The sequence below is a fragment of the Afifella sp. H1R genome, from assembly GCF_021462425.1.
GTDB lineage: Bacteria > Pseudomonadota > Alphaproteobacteria > Rhizobiales > Afifellaceae > Afifella > Afifella aestuarii.
Window position 1 is genome coordinate 924,284 of the sequence record NZ_JAKEDY010000001.1, and the last position, 18,273, is coordinate 942,556.

17 protein-coding genes and 1 tRNA gene are annotated in these 18,273 nt (G+C 61.7%); 8 read left to right on the forward strand and 10 right to left on the reverse strand.

Translation table 11 applies throughout. The annotated features are described in order from the left end of the window. Positions 1-17: 17 nt before the first annotated feature. Positions 18-1,352, reverse strand: a complete 1,335-nt coding sequence (gene glmU, locus L0F51_RS04350; protein ID WP_234628107.1) for a bifunctional UDP-N-acetylglucosamine diphosphorylase/glucosamine-1-phosphate N-acetyltransferase GlmU — start codon at positions 1,350-1,352, stop codon at positions 18-20. A gap of 103 nt (positions 1,353-1,455) precedes the next feature. Between glmU and L0F51_RS04355 the strand changes: the two genes are divergently transcribed. From L0F51_RS04355 to L0F51_RS04370, 4 genes are all read left to right on the forward strand, one after another. Continuing rightward, positions 1,456-2,415 (forward strand): DMT family transporter, encoded by a 960-nt coding sequence (locus L0F51_RS04355; protein WP_234628108.1) that lies wholly within the window; start codon positions 1,456-1,458, stop codon positions 2,413-2,415. Positions 2,416-2,468: 53 nt separating this feature from the next. Then, a tRNA-Lys gene (locus L0F51_RS04360) sits at positions 2,469-2,544 on the forward strand. Positions 2,545-2,840: 296 nt separating this feature from the next. Next, complete coding sequence (locus L0F51_RS04365) at positions 2,841-4,019, forward strand: efflux RND transporter periplasmic adaptor subunit (RefSeq protein WP_234628109.1); 1,179 nt, start codon at positions 2,841-2,843, stop codon at positions 4,017-4,019. Between the two features lie 35 nt (positions 4,020-4,054). Beyond that, entirely contained in the window at positions 4,055-7,210 is a 3,156-nt protein-coding gene (locus L0F51_RS04370; protein ID WP_234628110.1) for an efflux RND transporter permease subunit, read from the forward strand. A gap of 88 nt (positions 7,211-7,298) precedes the next feature. Here L0F51_RS04370 and L0F51_RS04375 read toward each other — a convergent pair whose 3' ends face one another. Beyond that, positions 7,299-7,520 (reverse strand): hypothetical protein, encoded by a 222-nt coding sequence (locus L0F51_RS04375; protein WP_234628111.1) that lies wholly within the window; start codon positions 7,518-7,520, stop codon positions 7,299-7,301. A gap of 347 nt (positions 7,521-7,867) precedes the next feature. Between L0F51_RS04375 and L0F51_RS04380 the strand changes: the two genes are divergently transcribed. Together L0F51_RS04380 and L0F51_RS19915 are read left to right on the forward strand one after the other, a co-directional pair. Further along, complete coding sequence (locus L0F51_RS04380) at positions 7,868-8,410, forward strand: hypothetical protein (RefSeq protein WP_234628112.1); 543 nt, start codon at positions 7,868-7,870, stop codon at positions 8,408-8,410. After that, on the forward strand, positions 8,410-8,538 hold the full coding sequence (locus tag L0F51_RS19915; RefSeq protein ID WP_255701279.1) for a hypothetical protein: 129 nt from the start codon (positions 8,410-8,412) through the stop codon (positions 8,536-8,538). Before L0F51_RS04380 ends, L0F51_RS19915 begins: the two co-directional genes overlap by 1 nt. A 94-nt stretch (positions 8,539-8,632) precedes the next feature. Here the strand turns inward: L0F51_RS19915 and tgt are convergent, their stop codons facing one another. The 7 genes from tgt to gyrA form a co-directional block, all read right to left on the reverse strand. Beyond that, on the reverse strand, positions 8,633-9,751 hold the full coding sequence (gene tgt / locus L0F51_RS04385; RefSeq protein WP_234628113.1) for a tRNA guanosine(34) transglycosylase Tgt: 1,119 nt from the start codon (positions 9,749-9,751) through the stop codon (positions 8,633-8,635). Beyond that, the gene (queA, locus tag L0F51_RS04390; protein WP_234628114.1) at positions 9,748-10,848 is read right to left on the reverse strand and encodes a tRNA preQ1(34) S-adenosylmethionine ribosyltransferase-isomerase QueA; all 1,101 of its coding nucleotides are present in this window, start codon (positions 10,846-10,848) and stop codon (positions 9,748-9,750) included. The genes tgt and queA overlap by 4 nt, the downstream gene beginning before the upstream one ends. Positions 10,849-10,885: 37 nt before the next feature. Further along, the gene (locus L0F51_RS04395) at positions 10,886-11,350 is read right to left on the reverse strand and encodes a peptidylprolyl isomerase (protein WP_092812160.1); all 465 of its coding nucleotides are present in this window, start codon (positions 11,348-11,350) and stop codon (positions 10,886-10,888) included. A gap of 37 nt (positions 11,351-11,387) precedes the next feature. Continuing rightward, the gene (locus L0F51_RS04400; protein ID WP_234628115.1) at positions 11,388-11,936 is read right to left on the reverse strand and encodes a peptidylprolyl isomerase; all 549 of its coding nucleotides are present in this window, start codon (positions 11,934-11,936) and stop codon (positions 11,388-11,390) included. Positions 11,937-11,981: 45 nt separating this feature from the next. Then, positions 11,982-12,482 carry a pantetheine-phosphate adenylyltransferase gene (coaD, locus tag L0F51_RS04405; protein WP_128294131.1) on the reverse strand — a complete coding sequence of 167 codons (501 nt, stop codon included), beginning with the start codon at positions 12,480-12,482 and terminating at the stop codon, positions 11,982-11,984. A 61-nt stretch (positions 12,483-12,543) separates the two neighbouring features. Next, positions 12,544-13,155: a LysE family translocator gene (locus tag L0F51_RS04410; protein WP_128294132.1), complete on the reverse strand. Its 612-nt coding sequence runs from the start codon at positions 13,153-13,155 to the stop codon at positions 12,544-12,546. A 16-nt stretch (positions 13,156-13,171) separates the two neighbouring features. Next, positions 13,172-15,985, reverse strand: a complete 2,814-nt coding sequence (gene gyrA / locus L0F51_RS04415) for a DNA gyrase subunit A (protein ID WP_255701280.1) — start codon at positions 15,983-15,985, stop codon at positions 13,172-13,174. Between the two features lie 265 nt (positions 15,986-16,250). Between gyrA and L0F51_RS04420 the strand changes: the two genes are divergently transcribed. After that, on the forward strand, positions 16,251-16,886 hold the full coding sequence (locus tag L0F51_RS04420; protein WP_128294133.1) for a MarC family protein: 636 nt from the start codon (positions 16,251-16,253) through the stop codon (positions 16,884-16,886). A 75-nt stretch (positions 16,887-16,961) separates the two neighbouring features. Here the strand turns inward: L0F51_RS04420 and L0F51_RS04425 are convergent, their stop codons facing one another. Next, positions 16,962-17,525 carry a type 1 glutamine amidotransferase domain-containing protein gene (locus tag L0F51_RS04425; protein WP_234628116.1) on the reverse strand — a complete coding sequence of 188 codons (564 nt, stop codon included), beginning with the start codon at positions 17,523-17,525 and terminating at the stop codon, positions 16,962-16,964. Here L0F51_RS04425 and L0F51_RS04430 point away from each other — a divergent pair. Then, on the forward strand, positions 17,524-18,249 hold the full coding sequence (locus tag L0F51_RS04430; protein ID WP_234628117.1) for a hypothetical protein: 726 nt from the start codon (positions 17,524-17,526) through the stop codon (positions 18,247-18,249). The two genes, L0F51_RS04425 and L0F51_RS04430, sit on opposite strands and share 2 nt — an antisense overlap. The last annotated feature ends 24 nt before the right edge of the window (positions 18,250-18,273 follow it).

The window sequence follows — 18,273 nt, forward strand, 5'->3', positions numbered from 1 at the left end:
CACCCTGGTGAGCGGCGTCACTTCTTTTCGTGACGCGCCCGAAAGGATTTCGCCCAGTCCGGCTTCTCCACCTGTCGGCCGCGCGCAATCGCCAGCGCATCGGAGGCAACGTCATCGGTAATGACACTGCCGGAACCGACATAAGCGCCGTCTCCGATAGAGACCGGTGCGACCAGAGATGAATTGGAACCGATAAAGGCCCCCTCTCCGATCTGCGTGCGAGATTTGCTGAAGCCGTCGTAATTGCAGGTGATGGTGCCGGCCCCGATATTGGTTCCTGCGCCGACGGAAGCATCCCCGAGATAGGTCAGATGGTTGACCTTCGCGCCATCGCCCAGCGTGGTTGCCTTCACCTCGCAGAAATTCCCGACCTTCGCTCTCGCGCCGACATCGGCTCCCGGCCGCAGGCGGGCAAACGGCCCGATCTCCGCATCGGCCTTCACGACGCAGCCTTCAAGATGCGAAAAGCCATGGATCCTGACCCCGTCTTCAACGCGAACCCCAGGGCCGAAGAAGACGTTCGGCTCGACGGTCACGTCGCGACCAAGCACGGTATCGTGCGAAAAGAAGACCGTCTCCGGCGCAACGAGGCTGACGCCCTCCATCATCGCCTGTCGGCGACGGGCGCTTTGGAAACGCGCTTCGGCCTCGGCAAGCTGCGCCCTGTCGTTGACGCCGAAGACCTCGTCGAAGGCGATCTCAGCGGCCTTGACCGAAAGACCTTTCTGATTGGCGATCGCAACCGCATCCGTCAGATAGAACTCACCCTGCGCGTTGTCGCTATCGATCGCCTCGAGCAAGGACAGCATGTCAGCCGCACGGAACGCCATCAGGCCCGCGTTACAGAGGCCGATCTTCTTCTCTTCCGGTGAAGCATCCTTGTCTTCGCGGATCGCGAGAAGGCGGCCCGCTTCGGTGATGAGCCTGCCGTAACCTGCAGGGGACGGCGGACGCATGCCTGCGACGGCGAGCGCAGCACCGTCATCTATGAGACCGGCGAGGCACGATACCGTCTCAGCCGTCACGAAAGGCGTGTCTCCGAAAAGAACGAGCACCACGCCTTCGGCACGCTCCAGAAGCGGCCGCGCCTGCATGACGGCATGCCCCGTGCCGCGTCTCTCCTCCTGCACGAAAACTTCAGCCTGCGGCATTTCTTGGGTGACCAGGGCCCGAACAGAATCGTGTCCCGGACCGACGACGACGCCGAGATGCGCCGCACCAGCCGCCTGGGCCGCGCGCATCGCAAAGGCCAGCATGGGAAGCCCGCCGATCGGGTGCAGAACTTTCGGATAGGCCGAGCGCATACGGGTGCCCTCGCCCGCAGCCAGAATGATGGTCGTAAGCTGAGACATATGTCCCTTTCCTGATGCAGCGCCGCTTGAGGAGCCGCAGCTTGCGCAAATTCTGCCAGCCCGTTAGCGCAGGTATGTCGAAGCCGAAAGCCCCTCCGAAACGATGCAAGCTTCCTCAAACCGCCTGCGTGACATCACTCTTCTGGCGCTCATGCCGCTGTTCTTCTCGTCCAATCTCGTGATCGGGCGCGCAGCGGTGAGCACGGTCGAGCCGTTCACCCTGGCCTTCTTGCGCTGGACGGTGGCCCTTCTTCTGCTCCTCCCGCTCGCCGCCGCGGGATTGAGACAACACCGCAAGACGCTCATGGAAAACTGGCGTCTGCTTCTTGTTCTGGGCTTCCTCGGCATGGGTGTGTGCGGGGCGATCGTCTATCTCGCTCTCCGCCACACCAACGCCACCAACGCCACACTGATCTACACCTCGTCCGGTGTGATGATCCTGGTGCTGGAATGGCTGTTTCGCGGCAAGCGCATTGCGCTGCGCCAGGCACTCGGCGTGGCCCTCGCATTCATCGGCGTTGCCGTCATCGTGCTGCAGGGAGATCTCAGCCGGCTCATCGCGCTCGAATTGAATGCCGGTGATCTGTTGATCGCGCTCTGCGCCTTCTCGTGGGCCGTCTACTCGGTCCTGTTGCGCCGCGGCTCTCTTCACACCGTCCCGACCCTGCCGCTGTTTACAGCCATCATCGCCGCCGGCGCGGTCGTTTTGCTGCCGTTCTTTGCGGTGGAAGCGGTCGTACGAGAGGCCTTTCCTTCAACCTTCGCCGCATGGCTGTCGATCGCGGGTCTCGCCTTCATCTCCTCGGTGCTCGCCTTTCTCGCCTACCAGCACGGCGTCAAAGTGTTTGGACCGGGCGTCACCGGCATGTTCCTCTATCTGCTGCCACCCTATGGCGTCCTGCTCGCGATGATCTTCCTCGGAGAGGAATTTCACACCTATCACGCGCTCGGACTGGCCCTGGTTCTGCCCGGCTTGATGCTCGCGACCCTGCCGTCCACATGGCCGCGGCCGTGGCACGGCATCCGACGATGGGCAAAAGCCCGGCATACGGGGCACTCCTGAACCAAAACGGCTTGACCCGCACGGGCCGCTTCCATAGGGTCCGCCCGCGCTGAGAGCCCTTAGCTCAGCCGGTAGAGCAACTGACTTTTAATCAGTAGGTCGTGGGTTCGAGTCCCACAGGGCTCACCATTGCCTATTTGTCCGATGTGACGACATGGGTAAGAGATCGCACCCGAGACACGGATGACGAACCTCGACCCACTCGTCTCCTGCGAGCAGAGAGCCAGGAGAGCGTCGTCGCCGTCGGATCACATACTTGTGTAGATGCGTCAGGCCCACGGCCTTCAAGGTCACCGTACGTCTATTTGGTAACCCCTACACTGGAATCGGTACTCGACTGTTTGCTTTTCTGATGGCAGGAATTATGTCATCGCCGGAAGTGAGCGCACCGAAGTGGCGCCTGCATTCGAACTGGTAGCTCCTAGATGATCGATCTTCGCCTTCCCTCCCCGGCAACGGGGCGTCGCACCTTTCCTATGCGCGCCGCACTCGCATTGGCGCTGGCGCTCGCACCTGCCCCGCTCTTGGCTCAGGGGGCGCCGGGGGCCGGCGCTCCACCCGCAGTCAGTGTCGAGCAGGTTCGCCTCGGTGACGTGACCGAGCAGCAGGTCTTCACCGGCCGGATTGAAGCCGCAGAAAGCGTCGAAATCCGCGCCCGCGTGCAGGGATATCTCGGAGAGCGTCAATTTGAAGAAGGCGCCGAGGTCGAAAAAGGCCAGGTACTCTTCACCATCGATGCAGCACCTTATGAAGCAGCAGTCTCTCAAGCCGAGGCAGCGGTGCAGAATGCGCGTGCCGCCCTCGAGCTCAACAATCTGAGCTACGAACGGCAGCAGACGCTGCGCGAGCGCAATACCGGCTCGCAGGCCTCGCTCGACGAAGCGCGCGCCAACCGAGATCAGGCGGAGGCAACTCTTCGTCAGAACGAAGCAGCTCTCAAACTGGCGCAGCTCGATCTGGGTTACACGAAGATCACGGCCCCGATCAGCGGGCGCATCGGCGTCGCGGCCTTTTCCGAAGGTGCTTTCATCGGTCCCGATAGCGGCGCCCTTGCACGTATCGTGCAGCAAGACCCGATGCGCGTGGCCTTTCCGGTGCCGCAGCGCCGCCTCATGAATATCGGTCAGACGGAGACCCAAAGGAACGAGGTCGTCATCAAACTGCGCCTCGCCGATGGCAGCATCTACGATCAAGAGGGCGAGATTCTCTTCACCAACATTGAGGCGAACGAGGGGACCGATTCAGTGATGGTGCGTGCCCGCGTCCCAAACCCTGACCGAGTGTTGTACGACAAGCAGCTCGTCGATGTGATCGTCGCCGCGCGCAAGCCCGAAGAAAAGCTCCTGATGCCGCAATCGGCCATGCTCATCGATCAGCAGGGCACCTACACCCTCATCGTCAATGACGAGAACAAGGTCGAGCAGCGTCGCATCGAAACAGGCGAGCAGCGTGGTCCGGCAATCGTCGTCACCGAAGGCCTGGAGGCCGGTGACCGGGTGATCGTCGCAGGTCAGCAGAAAGCGCAGCCAGGCATGCAGGTCGCACCGCAGGACGTTACCCCGAAGGAGCAGGCGTCGGCCGCAGCTCCCTCGACGAACCAGTAAGCCGCAGCGCGTGACATTTTGAAGGCCCACACGGCATGATTTTTGACGTCTTCATCCGCCGGCCGCGACTGGCCTTCGTCATCTCGATCCTGATCACTCTGGTCGGGCTCATTTCGATCGCCGTGATTCCGGTTGCCCAATATCCGGACATCGCGCCTCCGACGATCAGCGTGTCCACGCAATATATCGGCGCAAGTGCCGAAACCGTCGAACAGGCCATCGCGCAGCCACTCGAAAGTGCCATCAACGGCGTCGAGGACATGCGCTACATGAAATCGACGTCGAGCTCGGACGGTTCCTATGAGCTCAACGTCACATTCGAGCTCGGCACGGATCCGGATGTTGCCGCCATTAACGTGCAAAACCGCGTGGCCCAGGTCGAAAGCCAGCTGCCGGCGGAAGTGCGTTCGGTCGGCATCAACGTGGCCCGCGCCTCGCGTGACCAGCTCCAGGTCTTTCTGTTCTATTCGCCGGACGATCGCTTCGATGAATTGTTCATCGCGAACTTCGTTGCCCTCAACGTCATCGACGAGCTGAAACGCGTCAACGGCGTCGGCAACGTTCAGGTCTTCGGTGAACGCGATTACGCCATGCGGATCTGGCTCGATCCGCAGAAGCTCAGCAATCTCAAGCTGACGCCCGCCGATATTGCCGCTGCGGTCGAATCGCAGAACCTGCAGGCGGCCGCCGGCAAGCTCGGTGCAGCTCCCCTCGTCGACGCACAGCGGCTCGAGCTGACGATCAACACCAAAGGTCGCCTGAGCGACGCGGAAGAATTTCGCAACATCATCCTGCGCTCCAATCCGGACGGCTCCGTCGTCCGCCTGGGCGATGTTGCACGGGTCGAGCTGGCGTCTGAGAGTTACGGCGTCATTGCCCGCTACAACGGTAAGCCGATGGCGGCCGTCGCCACCTATCTTTCCCCGGGCGCCAATGCGGTGACGGTCGCAACCAACGTTACGAAGCGGCTCGAAGAGCTGTCGGAGCGCTTCCCCGAGGGGCTCGAGTACAGATACATCTACAATGCATCCGATTTCGTCGGAACGATGATCGAGAAGGTCGTGTCGACCCTGATCGAGGCGTTCGTTCTGGTCGCGATCGTCGTGTTTATCTTCATCGGACGTTTCCGAGCGACCCTCATTCCGATGATCGCCGTACCGGTCGCCATCATCGGTGCGCTCGCGATCATGTATGCCTTCGGGTACAGCGCGAACACGATCTCACTTCTCGCTTTGGTGCTCGCCATCGGTATCGTCGTCGACGACGCGATCATCGTCGTCGAGAACGTCGAACGCGTGATGGAGGAGGATCCGCATCTCACGCCGAATGAGGCCACTCATAAGGCGATGAGCGAGATCGTCGGGCCGATCATCGCCATCACCCTGGTGCTTCTCTCGGTTTTCGTGCCGGTTGCCTTCCTGCCCGGCTCCTCCGGTGCGCTGTTCCGCCAGTTTGCTGTCGCGATTTCGGCCGCAATGGTGATTTCGGCCATCAACGCGCTGACCTTGTCACCGGCGCTGTGCGCCCTCTTCCTTCGCTCCGGCGAACCGATGCGGATCATGCGCGGCATCACCCATGCCGTCGACAAAATCGGGCACGGATATGCGTGGATCATCAGCAAGCTGATGAACGTGGCCGTCATCTCGCTCGTGGTTCTCGTCGCCCTCGGTGCGGCCACTGGCTACATGTTCTTGCGTACGCCCGCGGGCTTCCTCCCGAACGAAGACAAGGGCTTCGTCATCGTCATCATGAACCTGCCGCCGGGCGCTTCCCTGAATCGCACCGATATCGCTGCGAAGAAGGCGGAAGCGATCATCCGTCAGGATCCGGGCGTGGAGAGCATCGGCACCGTCCTGGGCTTCGATCTCCTTGGCGGTGGCGCAGCCTCGAATGCAGGCCTGATGTTCCTGGGATTGAAGCCGTACGACGAGCGTCAATCGCCCGACCTTGCGATCGGCTCTGTCATCGGTCGGCTCTATGGTGGCCTATCGACCATTCCGGATGCCCAGTTCATTCCGCTGCAGCCGCCAGCAATTTCTGGCGTCGGCTCTTTCGGCGGCTTTGAGTTTGTGCTCGAGGCTCTGCAGGGACAGGAGCCGTCAGAGCTTGCCGCCGTCATGCGTGGTTTGCTGGTGCAGGCCAACCAGCAGCCGCAACTGACGCGGGTCTACGCCAACTTCGAGGCCGAGACGCCACAGATCCGTCTGGATATCGACCGCACGAAGGCGCAGACGCTCGGCGTGCCGATCAACGAGATCTTCGCCGCCCTGCAATCCACCTTCGGCGGGTACTATATCAACGATTTCAATCTGTTCGGCCGCACCTGGACAGTCCGTATGCAGGCGGAGAAGGAATACCGCACGTCGATCGATGACATTTATGACATCGAAGTGCGCAACAATTCCGGCGAGATGGTGCCACTTTCCACCTTCGCACGCGCCGAACTGACCGTCGGCCCACGCAGCCTGACGCGCTACAACAACTATCGCTCGGTCTCTATCCAGGGCTCTCCCGCGCCAGGCTTTGGCGACGGTGATGCAACCGACGCCATGGAGCAGGTGGCGAAATCCCTTCCGAGTGGCTACGGCTATGAATGGACGGGCCAGGCGCTCGAACAGAAACAATCGGCAGGACAGACGCCGATCGTCCTTGGCGCGGCCGTCGTGTTTGCCTTCCTGTTCCTGGTTGCGCTCTACGAGAGCTGGAACGTGCCGATCCCGGTGCTTCTGTCGACGATCAGCGCCATGTTCGGCGCCATGTTGGCGATCTGGTGGGTCGGGGCGAACTTCAGCCTCTATGCGCAGATCGGTGTTGTCGTGCTGATCGCACTGTCAGCGAAGAACGCAATCCTGATCAACGCCTTCGCGCTCGAACAACGCGAGTTCGGTATGGATCTGCACGACGCTGCAGTCGAAGGCGCCCGGTTGCGTTTCCGCCCGGTGATGATGACGAGCTTCGCCTTTATCGCCGGTCTCGTCCCGCTGGTCCGGGCGACCGGTCCTGGCGCGGGCTCCATGCAGGCCGTGGGTATTCCAGTCTTCGCCGGCATGATCGGTGCGGCGACGATCGGCATCTTCCTCATCCCGCTCCTCTTCGGCGTCTTCCAGTGGATGCGCGAAAAGACCGGTTGGAAGCCGCATCATCCGCCGGCGTCCGAACGGGGCGAAGAAAGCACGGCGCCTGCCGAATAAAGCCGAAAGATCAGATCGCGGGCTCGTTCAGCCCGCGATCTCAATTTTGAAAACACGTCGCTTTTGAAGACAAGGCTCAGGCCTCAAGCTAGCCAGCGGCGTCAGCAGCCTGCAACTCGGCCGACCGAACCTCTCTCTTGCGGATCTGGAAGGTCTGAAACGGGCCGTTGAGCACCAGACCCTCCGCGTCGTCGCGATGCGCGAGACCTTCCTCGACCAGCCCGTCCATCACCCAGTTGGGGAGCGCGCTCCGGGGCGTGTGCGCGTAGAGTTCGAGCAGGATTGTCTGGTAGAGGGACGTTTCGGTCATTGCGCCAAGGCCTCCGCTATTTCGTGGGAACGCAGAACAACGCAACTGACTGCGTCCAAGATAGCTGAGTCGGCTTCAAGATCGTATCCGCGCCCGAACGTCTGCCTGAGGCTGCATCCAACCCCACAGGGGGACCTCTCATTCCGTGCCGGCGCGAGACCGTTTCACACGGAAGTGAAGAGGCGCAGAGGCAAGCTCAAGGTCGTCGAGACCCAGCCAAAGCCGGGGCGTCGGAGGCTTTCGCAACACGGCGAGCAATCAACTTCTTAACGACAACCACATCTTCACGGAACTGAACGGCGGGTTAACGAATTGTCCTGTCGAAGTTCTTGAAGAGGTGCAATCCCATGTTCAGTCTGAAAGCAGGCTGGGGGCGAAACCTGGCAGTTGCTGCAACAGGCATTCTGGCGACGGTGCTGATCGGCACGGTCCAAGTGAACTCGTTGAACGCACCTCTTCCAAAAGCCCTTCCTCAGGCAGCACCGAAAGCCGACCGCCTGGATCTCGTCGCCTACCACCCCGAGCCCCGTGCGCTCACCAAGGGTCAGGAAGATGCCGTGCGCGGCGCAGTCGAAACCTTCGTCTGGGGTCTCTCGAACAAACAGCCGAAGGCCGTCTGGCGCTTTGCGACGGAGTACGAGCAGGATCGCTTCGGAACCGAGGAAGCGGCCTACACATTCTTTTCCAAGATCCACCCACCGCTCGTCTATGCGAAGCGGCTGACGGTGGACAGTGTCACCCAGGATGGCGAGGCAACCATGGTGAAGACCTATGTGCGTGACCGCATTGGCTTGCAATGGTCCGCCGATTTTGCTCTCCTGCAGGATGACGCAGGCGACTGGAAAATCGTTGACTGCAAATTGAGGCCGGCTCCGGGAGAATTGATCTGATGCCGAAAGCACGTGCAAAAGCCATCGCCGTTCAGGCCGACAAGGAGGCCCGAAGCGCACAGCTCTTCTGGTGGAGCTCTTTGGGCGCTGTAGCGGCAATCGCTCTCGCCGCCGCCATCAGCCGCTAATTTCTGGAACGTTGAAGCCCCGGTACCGCCGGGGCTTTTTCATATCGGCCGTGCAATCGCCTCTGCCGCGCGCCCGAGCGAATGGAGCTGGCCGTTACGGCGCTCCCCTCTCCCAGTTCTCCCGCACCTCTGCGACATAATCCGTATAGCGTCCTTCGCTGATCGCCTGCCGGGCTTCTTTCATGAGCGTCTGGTAATAGGCGAGGTTCGACCAGGTCAGCAGCATCGCCCCGAGCGTTTCCTGCGTACGGAAGAGATGATGAAGATAGGCGCGGGAATAATCGCGCGCCGCCGGGCAATCGCTCGAAGGGTCGAGCGGACTTAAATCCTCCGCGTGCTTGGCATTGCGCATATTGAGGCGTCCGTAGCGCGTAAACGCCTGACCGTGCCGTCCCGCGCGGGTCGGCATCACGCAATCGAACATATCGATGCCGCGCGCGATCGACAGCAAGATATCCTCAGGTGTCCCGACGCCCATCAGGTAGCGAGGCGCCTCGTCTGGCAGTGCGGGCACCGTCTCCTGGAGAATTGCCAGCATGACCGACTGAGGTTCGCCGACGGCGAGGCCCCCGACTGCATACCCGTGGAAACCGATCTGGCGCAGCCCCTCGGCTGATCGCAATCGCAAATCGGCCTGGTCTCCGCCCTGCACGATCCCAAAAAGCGCCCTTCCCGGTTCGCCACCAAACGCCGCCTTCGAGCGCTCACCCCAACGCAGCGACAATTCCATCGCCCGCTCGACCTCGGAATAGTCCGCCGGCAATTTCAGGCATTCGTCGAGCTGCATGGTGATATCGGCGCCGAGGAGCCCCTGAATCTCCACGGAGCGTTCCGGCGTCAGACGATGTGTCGATCCGTCGACATGCGATTTGAACGTGACGCCGTCCTCGTCGAGCTTCGTCAGCTGGGCGAGCGACATGACCTGAAAGCCGCCGGAATCCGTCAGGATCGGATGCGGCCACCGCATGAAGGAATGCAGCCCACCCAATTGTGCCACGCGCTCCGCGCCCGGCCGCAGCATCAGGTGATAGGTGTTGCCGAGGACGATATCGGCCCCAAGCTCCCTCACCTGCTCGGGATACATGGCTTTCACAGTGGCCTGCGTCCCGACCGGCATGAACGCGGGTGTGCGGATGAGACCGCGCGGCATGGAGATCGTGCCGCGACGGGCATTCACGTCGCGCGCCTGAAGAGTGAACGAGAATTCGGTCATTTGGGCCTGATGGAGGGCGTCGCCGGTTCGAGGAGCGAGGCATCGCCGTAGGAGTAGAAGCGATATTTTTCCTCGATCGCATGGGCATAAGCGGCCTTCATACGGTCGAGGCCCGAAAACGCAGACACGAGCATGAACAGCGTCGAGCGCGGCAGGTGAAAATTCGTGAAAAGCCGGTCGATGATGCGGAAGCGATAGCCGGGCGTGATGAAAATCCCGGTCTTGCCGGAAAAAGGCTGCAGAAGACCATTCTCGTCGCCAGCGCTTTCGAGGATACGCAGGGCCGTGGTCCCGATCGCGACAACGCGCCCGCCACGTCGGCGTGTCTCGTTGACGGCTTCCGCCGTCTCCTCGCTCACCTCGCCCCACTCTTCGTGCATGACGTGGTCGTCCGTCTCTTCGCTTTTCACCGGCAGAAACGTGCCAGCCCCCACATGCAGCGTCACCAGACGGCGCTCGATGCCCTTGTCAGCGAGAGCGGCCAGAAGATCGTCCGTGAAATGCAGCCCTGCCGTCGGCGCAGCGACAGCGCCCTCCTTCGCCGCATAGACCGTCTGATAATCTTCCAGATCGGCCGCATCGGCCTTGCGGCGCGAGGCGATATAAGGCGGAAGCGGCATAGCCCCCTGGCCGTGGATGGCTTCGTCGAGCACCGGCCCGGCAAGCGAAAAGCCGAGTGTGATGGTGCCGGCCTCGCCTTTCTCGATAACGCGCGCGTCGAGCGTTCCCGCAAGACAGGTCTCATCCACCCCGCCGAAACGAAGCATATCGCCGGGCTTCAGTTTGCGGCCCGGCTTGGCGAGTGCCATCCAATGGGATTGATCCAGCCGCTCGATGAGGGTCGCTTCCACGCGGATCGCCTGACCGTCCGGCGTGCGCGGGAGACGGCGTCCGGCGAGCCGCGCCGGAATGACGGCCGTGTCGTTCAAGACGAGGAGATCACCGGGCTCCAAAAGTGCGGGTAGATCGAAGACCCGGAGATCGCGGAAAGGCCCTTCAGAGGGCACGACGAGGAGCCGCGCGGAATCTCGCGGCCGCGCCGGACGAAGCGCGATCCGCTCTTCCGGCAACTCGAAATCGAAAGCATCGATACGCATTGGAAAAAGGCGGCGGCGAGAGGCCGCCGCCAAATCATCAGGCGTCTGCGGCGACCTTGATCGACTGAACGGTGTCAGGCTGCCGCGGCGGCTCGCCCTTGTTGATCTGATCGACGACATCCATGCCGTCCACCACTTCGCCCCAGACGGTGTACTGGCGATCGAGCCACGGAGCCTCGGCAAAGCAGATGAAGAACTGGCTGTCGCCGGAATTGGGATCCATGGCGCGCGCCATCGAAACGGTGCCGCGCGTGTGCTTCTCCGACGAGAATTCCGCTTTGAGCTTCTTGCCGGATCCGCCCGTGCCGTTGCCCTGGGGGCAGCCGGTCTGGGCCATGAAACCGTCGATGACGCGGTGGAACTTCACACCGTCATAGAAGCCGTCGCGCACGAGCTCCTTGATCCGCGCGACATGGTTGGGTGCGAGGTCCGGGCGCATGGCGATGGTCACCTGCCCCTTGCTGGTTTCCATGATGAGTGTGTCTTCGGGCTGGGCGGCCATTCGAATCTCCCTGAGTTGGAGGTCTCGGGTAAGGTGCCTATTGGTCTGCGGCAACCTTCATGCTGATGATCTTATCGGGGTTGTCCACTTTGCCATTGGCACTGGAACTTCCCTTTTTGATATTGTCGACGAGGTCCATGCCGTCGGTGACTTCGCCCACGACGGTGTACTTGCCGTCAAGGCTCGGAGCCGGGGCGAACATGATGAAGAATTGCGAGTTGGCGCTGTCAGGATTGCTCGAGCGCGCCATGCCGACGACGCCCCGAACGAAAGGCTCATCGGAAAACTCCGCCTTGAGGTCCGGCAGATCCGATCCCCCCATGCCGGTGCCGGTCGGATCGCCGGTCTGCGCCATGAAGCCGTCGATCACGCGATGAAACGGCACACCGTCGTAGAAACCCTGGCGTGTCAACGTCTTCAGGCGTTCCGCATGGTTCGGCGCAAGATCCGGGCGCAGGTGAATGCTGACAGTGCCCTCCTTCAGCTGCATCAGAAGCGTGTTTTCGGCGTCCGCAGATTGCGCCAGCACGGGCTGTGACAGCGTGCAGGTGACGGCAAAGGCGACCGTGGCCAGCCATTTCAGCATGAGATATCCTTCCTTGAGATCTGAACCCCCGGGCGGCGCAATCGTTCAGCGGCTGGCGAGCGCCACACGTACGGCGTCGGCCGCTGAAGCCGGCACGAAAGGCCCGATATCACCGCCCATGGCTGCGATCTGACGCACGAGCGTGGCCGTGATGTGACGGTGATGCGGGCTCGCCGGCACGAAAACCGTCTGCAGCCAATGTGCCATGGTGCGGTTCATGCCGACCATCTGCATCTCGTAATCGAGATCCGTCCCATCGCGCAGCCCGCGGATCAGAATGGTCGCGCCAACCTCCTGCGCGAGGTCGACGACGAGATTGTCGAAGCTCAGAACCTCGAGCGTCACTTCACTGCTTTCCGCCAGAGGACCCGCGACTTCCTCGATGAGGGCGATACGCTTGTCGATGTCGAGCAGACCCGACTTCGTCGGATGGCGCCCGACGGCCACGATAACCCGATCGACCAGCCCAAAGGCCGCCTGGAGGATATCGATATGCCCGTTCGTCAGCGGGTCGAATGAGCCCGGGTAGAGTGCAGTGCGAATCATTGGGTCCGCTTAGCGTCACCTGCGGCGAACCGCAATGTGGGGGATGTCGGTTCGAAACGCGTCAGCGGCGGCTCAGCGCCATCCAAAGGCCGCCTCCGACGAGACATGTCCCGCCGAAGATCTCCACGAGCCGCACGTTGCGCCTCGACAGAAGCAGACCCGTCCGTCCTGCAGCAAGCGCGTACATGCTATCGAGGCATGTCGCCACCACCATGAAGGTGCCGCCAAGCAGAAGCGTCTGCATCACCGCCGAGCCCGTCGGATCGATGAACTGCGGAATGAGAGCGCCGAAGAAGAACAAAGCCTTCGGATTCGACCAGATGACGATAAAGCCCTGCCAGAACCAGTTGCGCGTGGCCTTGGCGGCATCGGCATTCCCGAGCGTACCGTCGGCACGCCAGAGCTTGATCCCAAGCCAGATGAGGTAGGCGGCGCCGACAAGCTTCAGCCAGAAGAACGCCTCACCCAGGAGCGCAACGACCGCCGAAAACCCGAAGGCGAGGATCGCGACCATTATGGCGATGCCGGCCTGTGTGCCAGCGACGTTCATCAAACCGGCCCGTGCACCGTGGCGCATGGAATTGGCGATGATGACCGTCACCGTCGGTCCAGGGACGATCACGACGGCGATGCACGCCGCAAGATATGTCAGCCAGCTTGCAAGATCGATCATAGGCCCCCCTCGAGCTTTACTCCGTTGGCGGTTCTCCCGCGTCTCCGCCGTTATCGCCGTCCTGCGGATCGGAGTCGGGGGCACTCTCTTCGCCACCCTCTCCGTTTCCGTTGAGCTCGTCCTGCGCGCTCGCCTCCGTGATCCGCTCGACGGACACTACTTTTTCGTCTTTCGCGGTGGAAAAGACAATAACGCCCTGCGCCGCGCGCCCAGTGATGCGAATGCCGGCAACCGGCACACGAATGAGCTGACCGCGATCGGTAACGAGCATGATCTGGTCGCCTTCCTCCACCGGGAAAGACGCGACCAGCGGCCCGTTTCGCTCATTCACCACCATGCCAATGATGCCTTTGCCGCCACGTCCGGAGATCCGGTATTCGTGCGACGACGTCTGCTTGCCGTAGCCGTGTTCGGAAACGGTGAGGATGAACTCTTCCGCAGCGCTCATCTCGGCGTAGCGCTCCGACGACAATGCGCCGGCCTCTGCCTCGACCTCGTCGCCCTCCTCGATGACGTCTCCGGCATCGCCGTTATCGGCCTCACCGGCGACAGCACGCCGCATCTTCAGATAGGCGCTGCGCTCCTCCGGAGTTGCCTCGAAATGCCGGAGGATCGACATGGAGATGACGCGGTCACCCTTGCCGAGACGGATCCCGCGCACGCCGACGGACGAGCGTCCGGCAAAGACGCGCACGTCCGTCACCGGGAAGCGAACCGATTGCCCGAAAGCGGTGGTCAGCATCACGTCGTCGTCCTCGGAGCACGTCCAGACGCCAGCGATCGCATCGCCGTCATCGAGCTTCATCGCAATCTTGCCATTGCGATTGATGTTGACGAAGTCGGCAAGCGAATTTCGCCGCACTGTTCCGCCTGTCGTGGCGAACATCAGATCGAGCCGCTCGAACTCTTTGTCGTCATCGGGAAGCGGAAGGATCGTCGTGATCGTCTCGCCTTCCTCCAGCGGCAGGATATTGACGAGTGCCTTGCCGCGCGCCTGCGGCGCAGCTAGCGGCAGACGCCAGACCTTGAGCTTGTAGACGATGCCGCGGGAGGAGAAGAACAGGACCGCCGTATGCGTGTTGGCGACGAAGAGGCGGTTGACAAAATCCTCCTCCCGGAAGGACATGCCCGACCGTCCCTTTCCGCCGCGACGCTGAGCCCGATAGGTCGCAAGCGGAACGCGCTTGATGTAGCCGGCGTGGGACACGGTGACGACCATGTCTTCGCGCTGGATCAGATCCTCGTCCTCGAGGTCGCCACCGCCCTCTTCGATCACCGTGCGTCGGGGCGTGGCGAATTCCGCCTTCACCGCCGACAGCTCGTCTTTGACGATGCCGAGGATCCGCGCCCGCGAAGCCAGGATTTCGAGGTACTCTTTGATCTCGACCGCGAGCTTGTTCAATTCGTCGGCGATCTCGTCTCGGCCGAGAGCCGTCAGGCGCTGCAGACGCAGATCCAGGATGGCGCGCGCCTGTTCTTCCGAAAGGCGCACGGTCCCGTCTTCCAGAACCATATGCCGCGGATCGGCGATCAACCGCACGAGAGGCGCAACATCCTTGGCAGGCCAGGCCTTTGCCATCAATTGCTCACGCGCCGTCTGAGGGTCCGGTGCAGCCCGGATCAGAGCAATCACCTCGTCGATATTGGCCACCGCGATGGCCAGACCGACGAGGACATGCGCGCGATCACGGGCCTTGCCGAGCAGGAATTTCGTACGACGACCGACCACTTCCTCGCGGAACGAGATGAAGCTCGTCAGGATGTCTCTCAGGCCGAGCTGCTCCGGGCGTCCGCCGTTGAGCGCCACGAAATTCGCCCCGAACGTCGTCTGAAGAGGCGTGAAGCGATAAAGCTGATTGAGCACGACATCGGCGACGGCGTCGCGCTTCACCTCGATGACGACGCGCACACCCTGCCGATCGGATTCGTCGCGGATGTCCGAGATGCCCTCGAGCCGCTTCTCTCGCACGAGCTCGGCGATCTTCTCGATCATCGCCGCCTTATTTACCTGATAAGGCACTTCGGAGATGATGATCGCTTCGCGATCGCGAGCCCCCGTTTCGATCGCCACCTTGCCACGCATGACGATCGAGCCACGGCCGGTTTCGTAGGCAGAGCGAATGCCCGCCCGCCCAAGGATGACACCACCTGTCGGAAAGTCCGGACCAGGGATGAGATCCATGAGATCGAGATCGGAAACCGTGGGGTCATCGATGAGAGCGACGCAGCCGTCGATCACTTCGCCGAGATTGTGCGGCGGAATATTCGTCGCCATACCGACGGCGATGCCGCCGGCACCATTGACGAGGATGTTGGGGAAGCGCGCAGGGAGAACGACGGGCTCCTGCTTGCGCCCATCGTAGTTCTCCTGGAAATCGACGGTGTTCTTGTCGATGTCCTGCAGCATCGATTCCGCCGGCTTCGCCAGGCGGCATTCCGTGTACCGCATCGCCGCGGCAGGGTCGCCATCGAGCGAACCGAAATTGCCCTGCCCGTCGACGAGCGGCAGGCGCATCGAAAAATCCTGCGCCATGCGCACGAGCGCATCGTAAATCGCCTGGTCGCCATGCGGGTGATAGTTACCCATCACCTCACCGACAACGCCCGCGCATTTGCGGTACGCTCGGTTTGAGGCGATCCCCATTTCGTTCATCGAATGGAGAATGCGGCGGTGAACGGGCTTCAGGCCGTCGCGAACGTCAGGCAGCGCACGGCTCACGATCACGCTCATGGCGTAATCGAGATACGAGGTGCGCATCTCATCTGTGATGGAGATGGAACGGATGTCGCCGCCGCGGCGTCCGTCGGAAGGAGTCTTGGCGTCAGTCAAGGAAAGAATCGAGTGCTGTGATGTGTGGCCCTCTTTCTAGCCGGAATCGACCGATAAGCCAAGTCGAGAGCAAGCGTAATACATTAAACAAATCAATGTCTTATAAAGGTGTCTGACAGTTTCGTTTCGTCAGAGCCCGACGAAGCCGCGATTCCGTTCGCAAAAGCCGCCTGAAACGGCGAGGACGGGCGCGAAGCCGCGGCTTTTCGGGGGATCTCCGCCGCAGGCATTTCTCCCTTATCGCGGGAGTGATAGGAGCTCGCGCATGGAACAGCTCGTTACCGCTTTCGTCACGCTCTTCGTCACCATTGATCCCGCCGGATTGGCGCCTCTCTTCCTGGCTCTGACGGCGGGGATGAACCGTGACCAGCGTCAGCAAGTGGCTCTGCGGGCGACGTTGATCGCACTTCCGATTCTGGTGATCTTTGCGCTCGCCGGATCGGCAATCCTGACGGTCTTCGGCATCACGCTGCCAGCCTTCCGCATCGCAGGCGGCATTCTTCTCTTCGTCATCGCCTTCGAGATGATCTTCGAAAAACGCCAGGAACGCCACGAGCGCAGCGCAACGCGCGTCCTTACCTCTGAAGATATCGGCCACATCGCCGTCTTCCCCCTGGCGATTCCGCTCATAGCCGGCCCCGGCGCCATCTCCGCGACGATCCTCGTTGCCAGCAAGAATCCGGGATTTGTCGGCATGGCCGAGCTCATCCTGGTGATCTTCGCCATTCTGGGGCTCACCTTCTTCGTCCTCGCGCTCGCAGAACGCATCGAGAAACTGATCGGCGAGACCGGGCGCATCGTGATCACGCGACTTCTCGGCGTCATTCTGGCGGCGCTCGCCGTCCAATATGTGGCCGACGGCGTGCTCGCATTCCTGGATGCGCACCAGAGCCCGCTGTGACCCCAAAAGAAAAGGCCGGCGTAATGCCGGCCTTCCCATCACTCCTGACGAGAGCATCCTCGTCGAGAACTCCTCTTACGCAGCCTGGCGCTGCGTATGCCGGCCCTCGGCGATTTCCTCGGCCACTTTCGCACAGAACGCGTCGAGATCGCCCGGATTGCGGCTCGTGACGATGCCTTGATCCACGACGACTTCCTTGTCGTGCCAGTTGGCACCGGCGTTCATCACGTCGGTCTTGATCGACTTGTAACTCGTCATGTCGCGGCCCTTGGCGACACCTGTCTCGATGAGCAGCCACGGCGCATGACAGATGGCACCAATCGGCTTCTTCTGCTCGTAGAACGCGCGAATGAGGGACAGAGCCTTCTCTTCCACACGCAACAAGTCGGGATTGATCTGGCCGCCCGGAAGTACGAGAGCATCGTAATCGTCCGCACTGACGGTATCGAGTTTGCGGTCGACGGGGATTTCTCTGCCCCAATCGCTCTTGTCCCAGCCCTTGATGGAGCCTTCCTGCGGCGAAACGACATGGACTTCCGCGCCCGCGTCGCGCAACTGCTTCAGCGGCACCTCGAGCTCCGACTGCTCAAATCCGTTGGTGGCAAGAATTGCGACTTTCTTTCCGGTGATATCGTGCATGTTTGAACTCCTCGAATTCATCAAAAAGCCCGCCCGTCCCTTTGGTGAATCAACGACATACCCGAATACGAGTTCCGCCATTTCTCGTTACGCCGGCTCACCGAGACGGGCCAACACCTGGCGGTGGACGACCCTGGTTCTTGCGCTCGCCGGTCTCACCGTCGCCGGCTGCACGAGCGATTCCGAAACCATGCGGATGCGATGGTACGAGGCCCGCAAGGCGCAGCCGCCAAAGGGCGACAAGATCTATGTCTGCCACGCCTTCAGCTGTCTCCTGACGACACCGGTGCGGTTTTCGCCGAAGGAGATCAAAATGCTCTCAGGGCCTTTCCGCGGCGTCGCCAATGCGCAGGAAGAGCGCCGCGCCATCTCCAAAGCCGTGCAGATTTTCGAGCACAACGTCGGACGGAAAATCGGCACCTCATCAGATCTGGGCGGCTTTGAGAAAGTCGGCGGCGGAGATCCGACCCAAATGGACTGCATCGACGAGGCCACCAACACAACGAGCCTGCTCGTCTTTTTGCAGGAGCACGGAGTGCTCAAATATCACACGGTCGCCGAGCCGGTCGCCAGAGGCTTCTTCCTCGACGGGCGCTATCCCCACGCGACCGCCGTCGTGATCGACACCCGGTCCAAGCAACGCTGGTCGATCGATTCCTGGCCCAACGCCAATGCCGAGCCACCCGTGATCATGACGCTCAAGGATTGGTTCGCCGAGCGGTAAGGCGGGGCGAACACCTCTCCACAA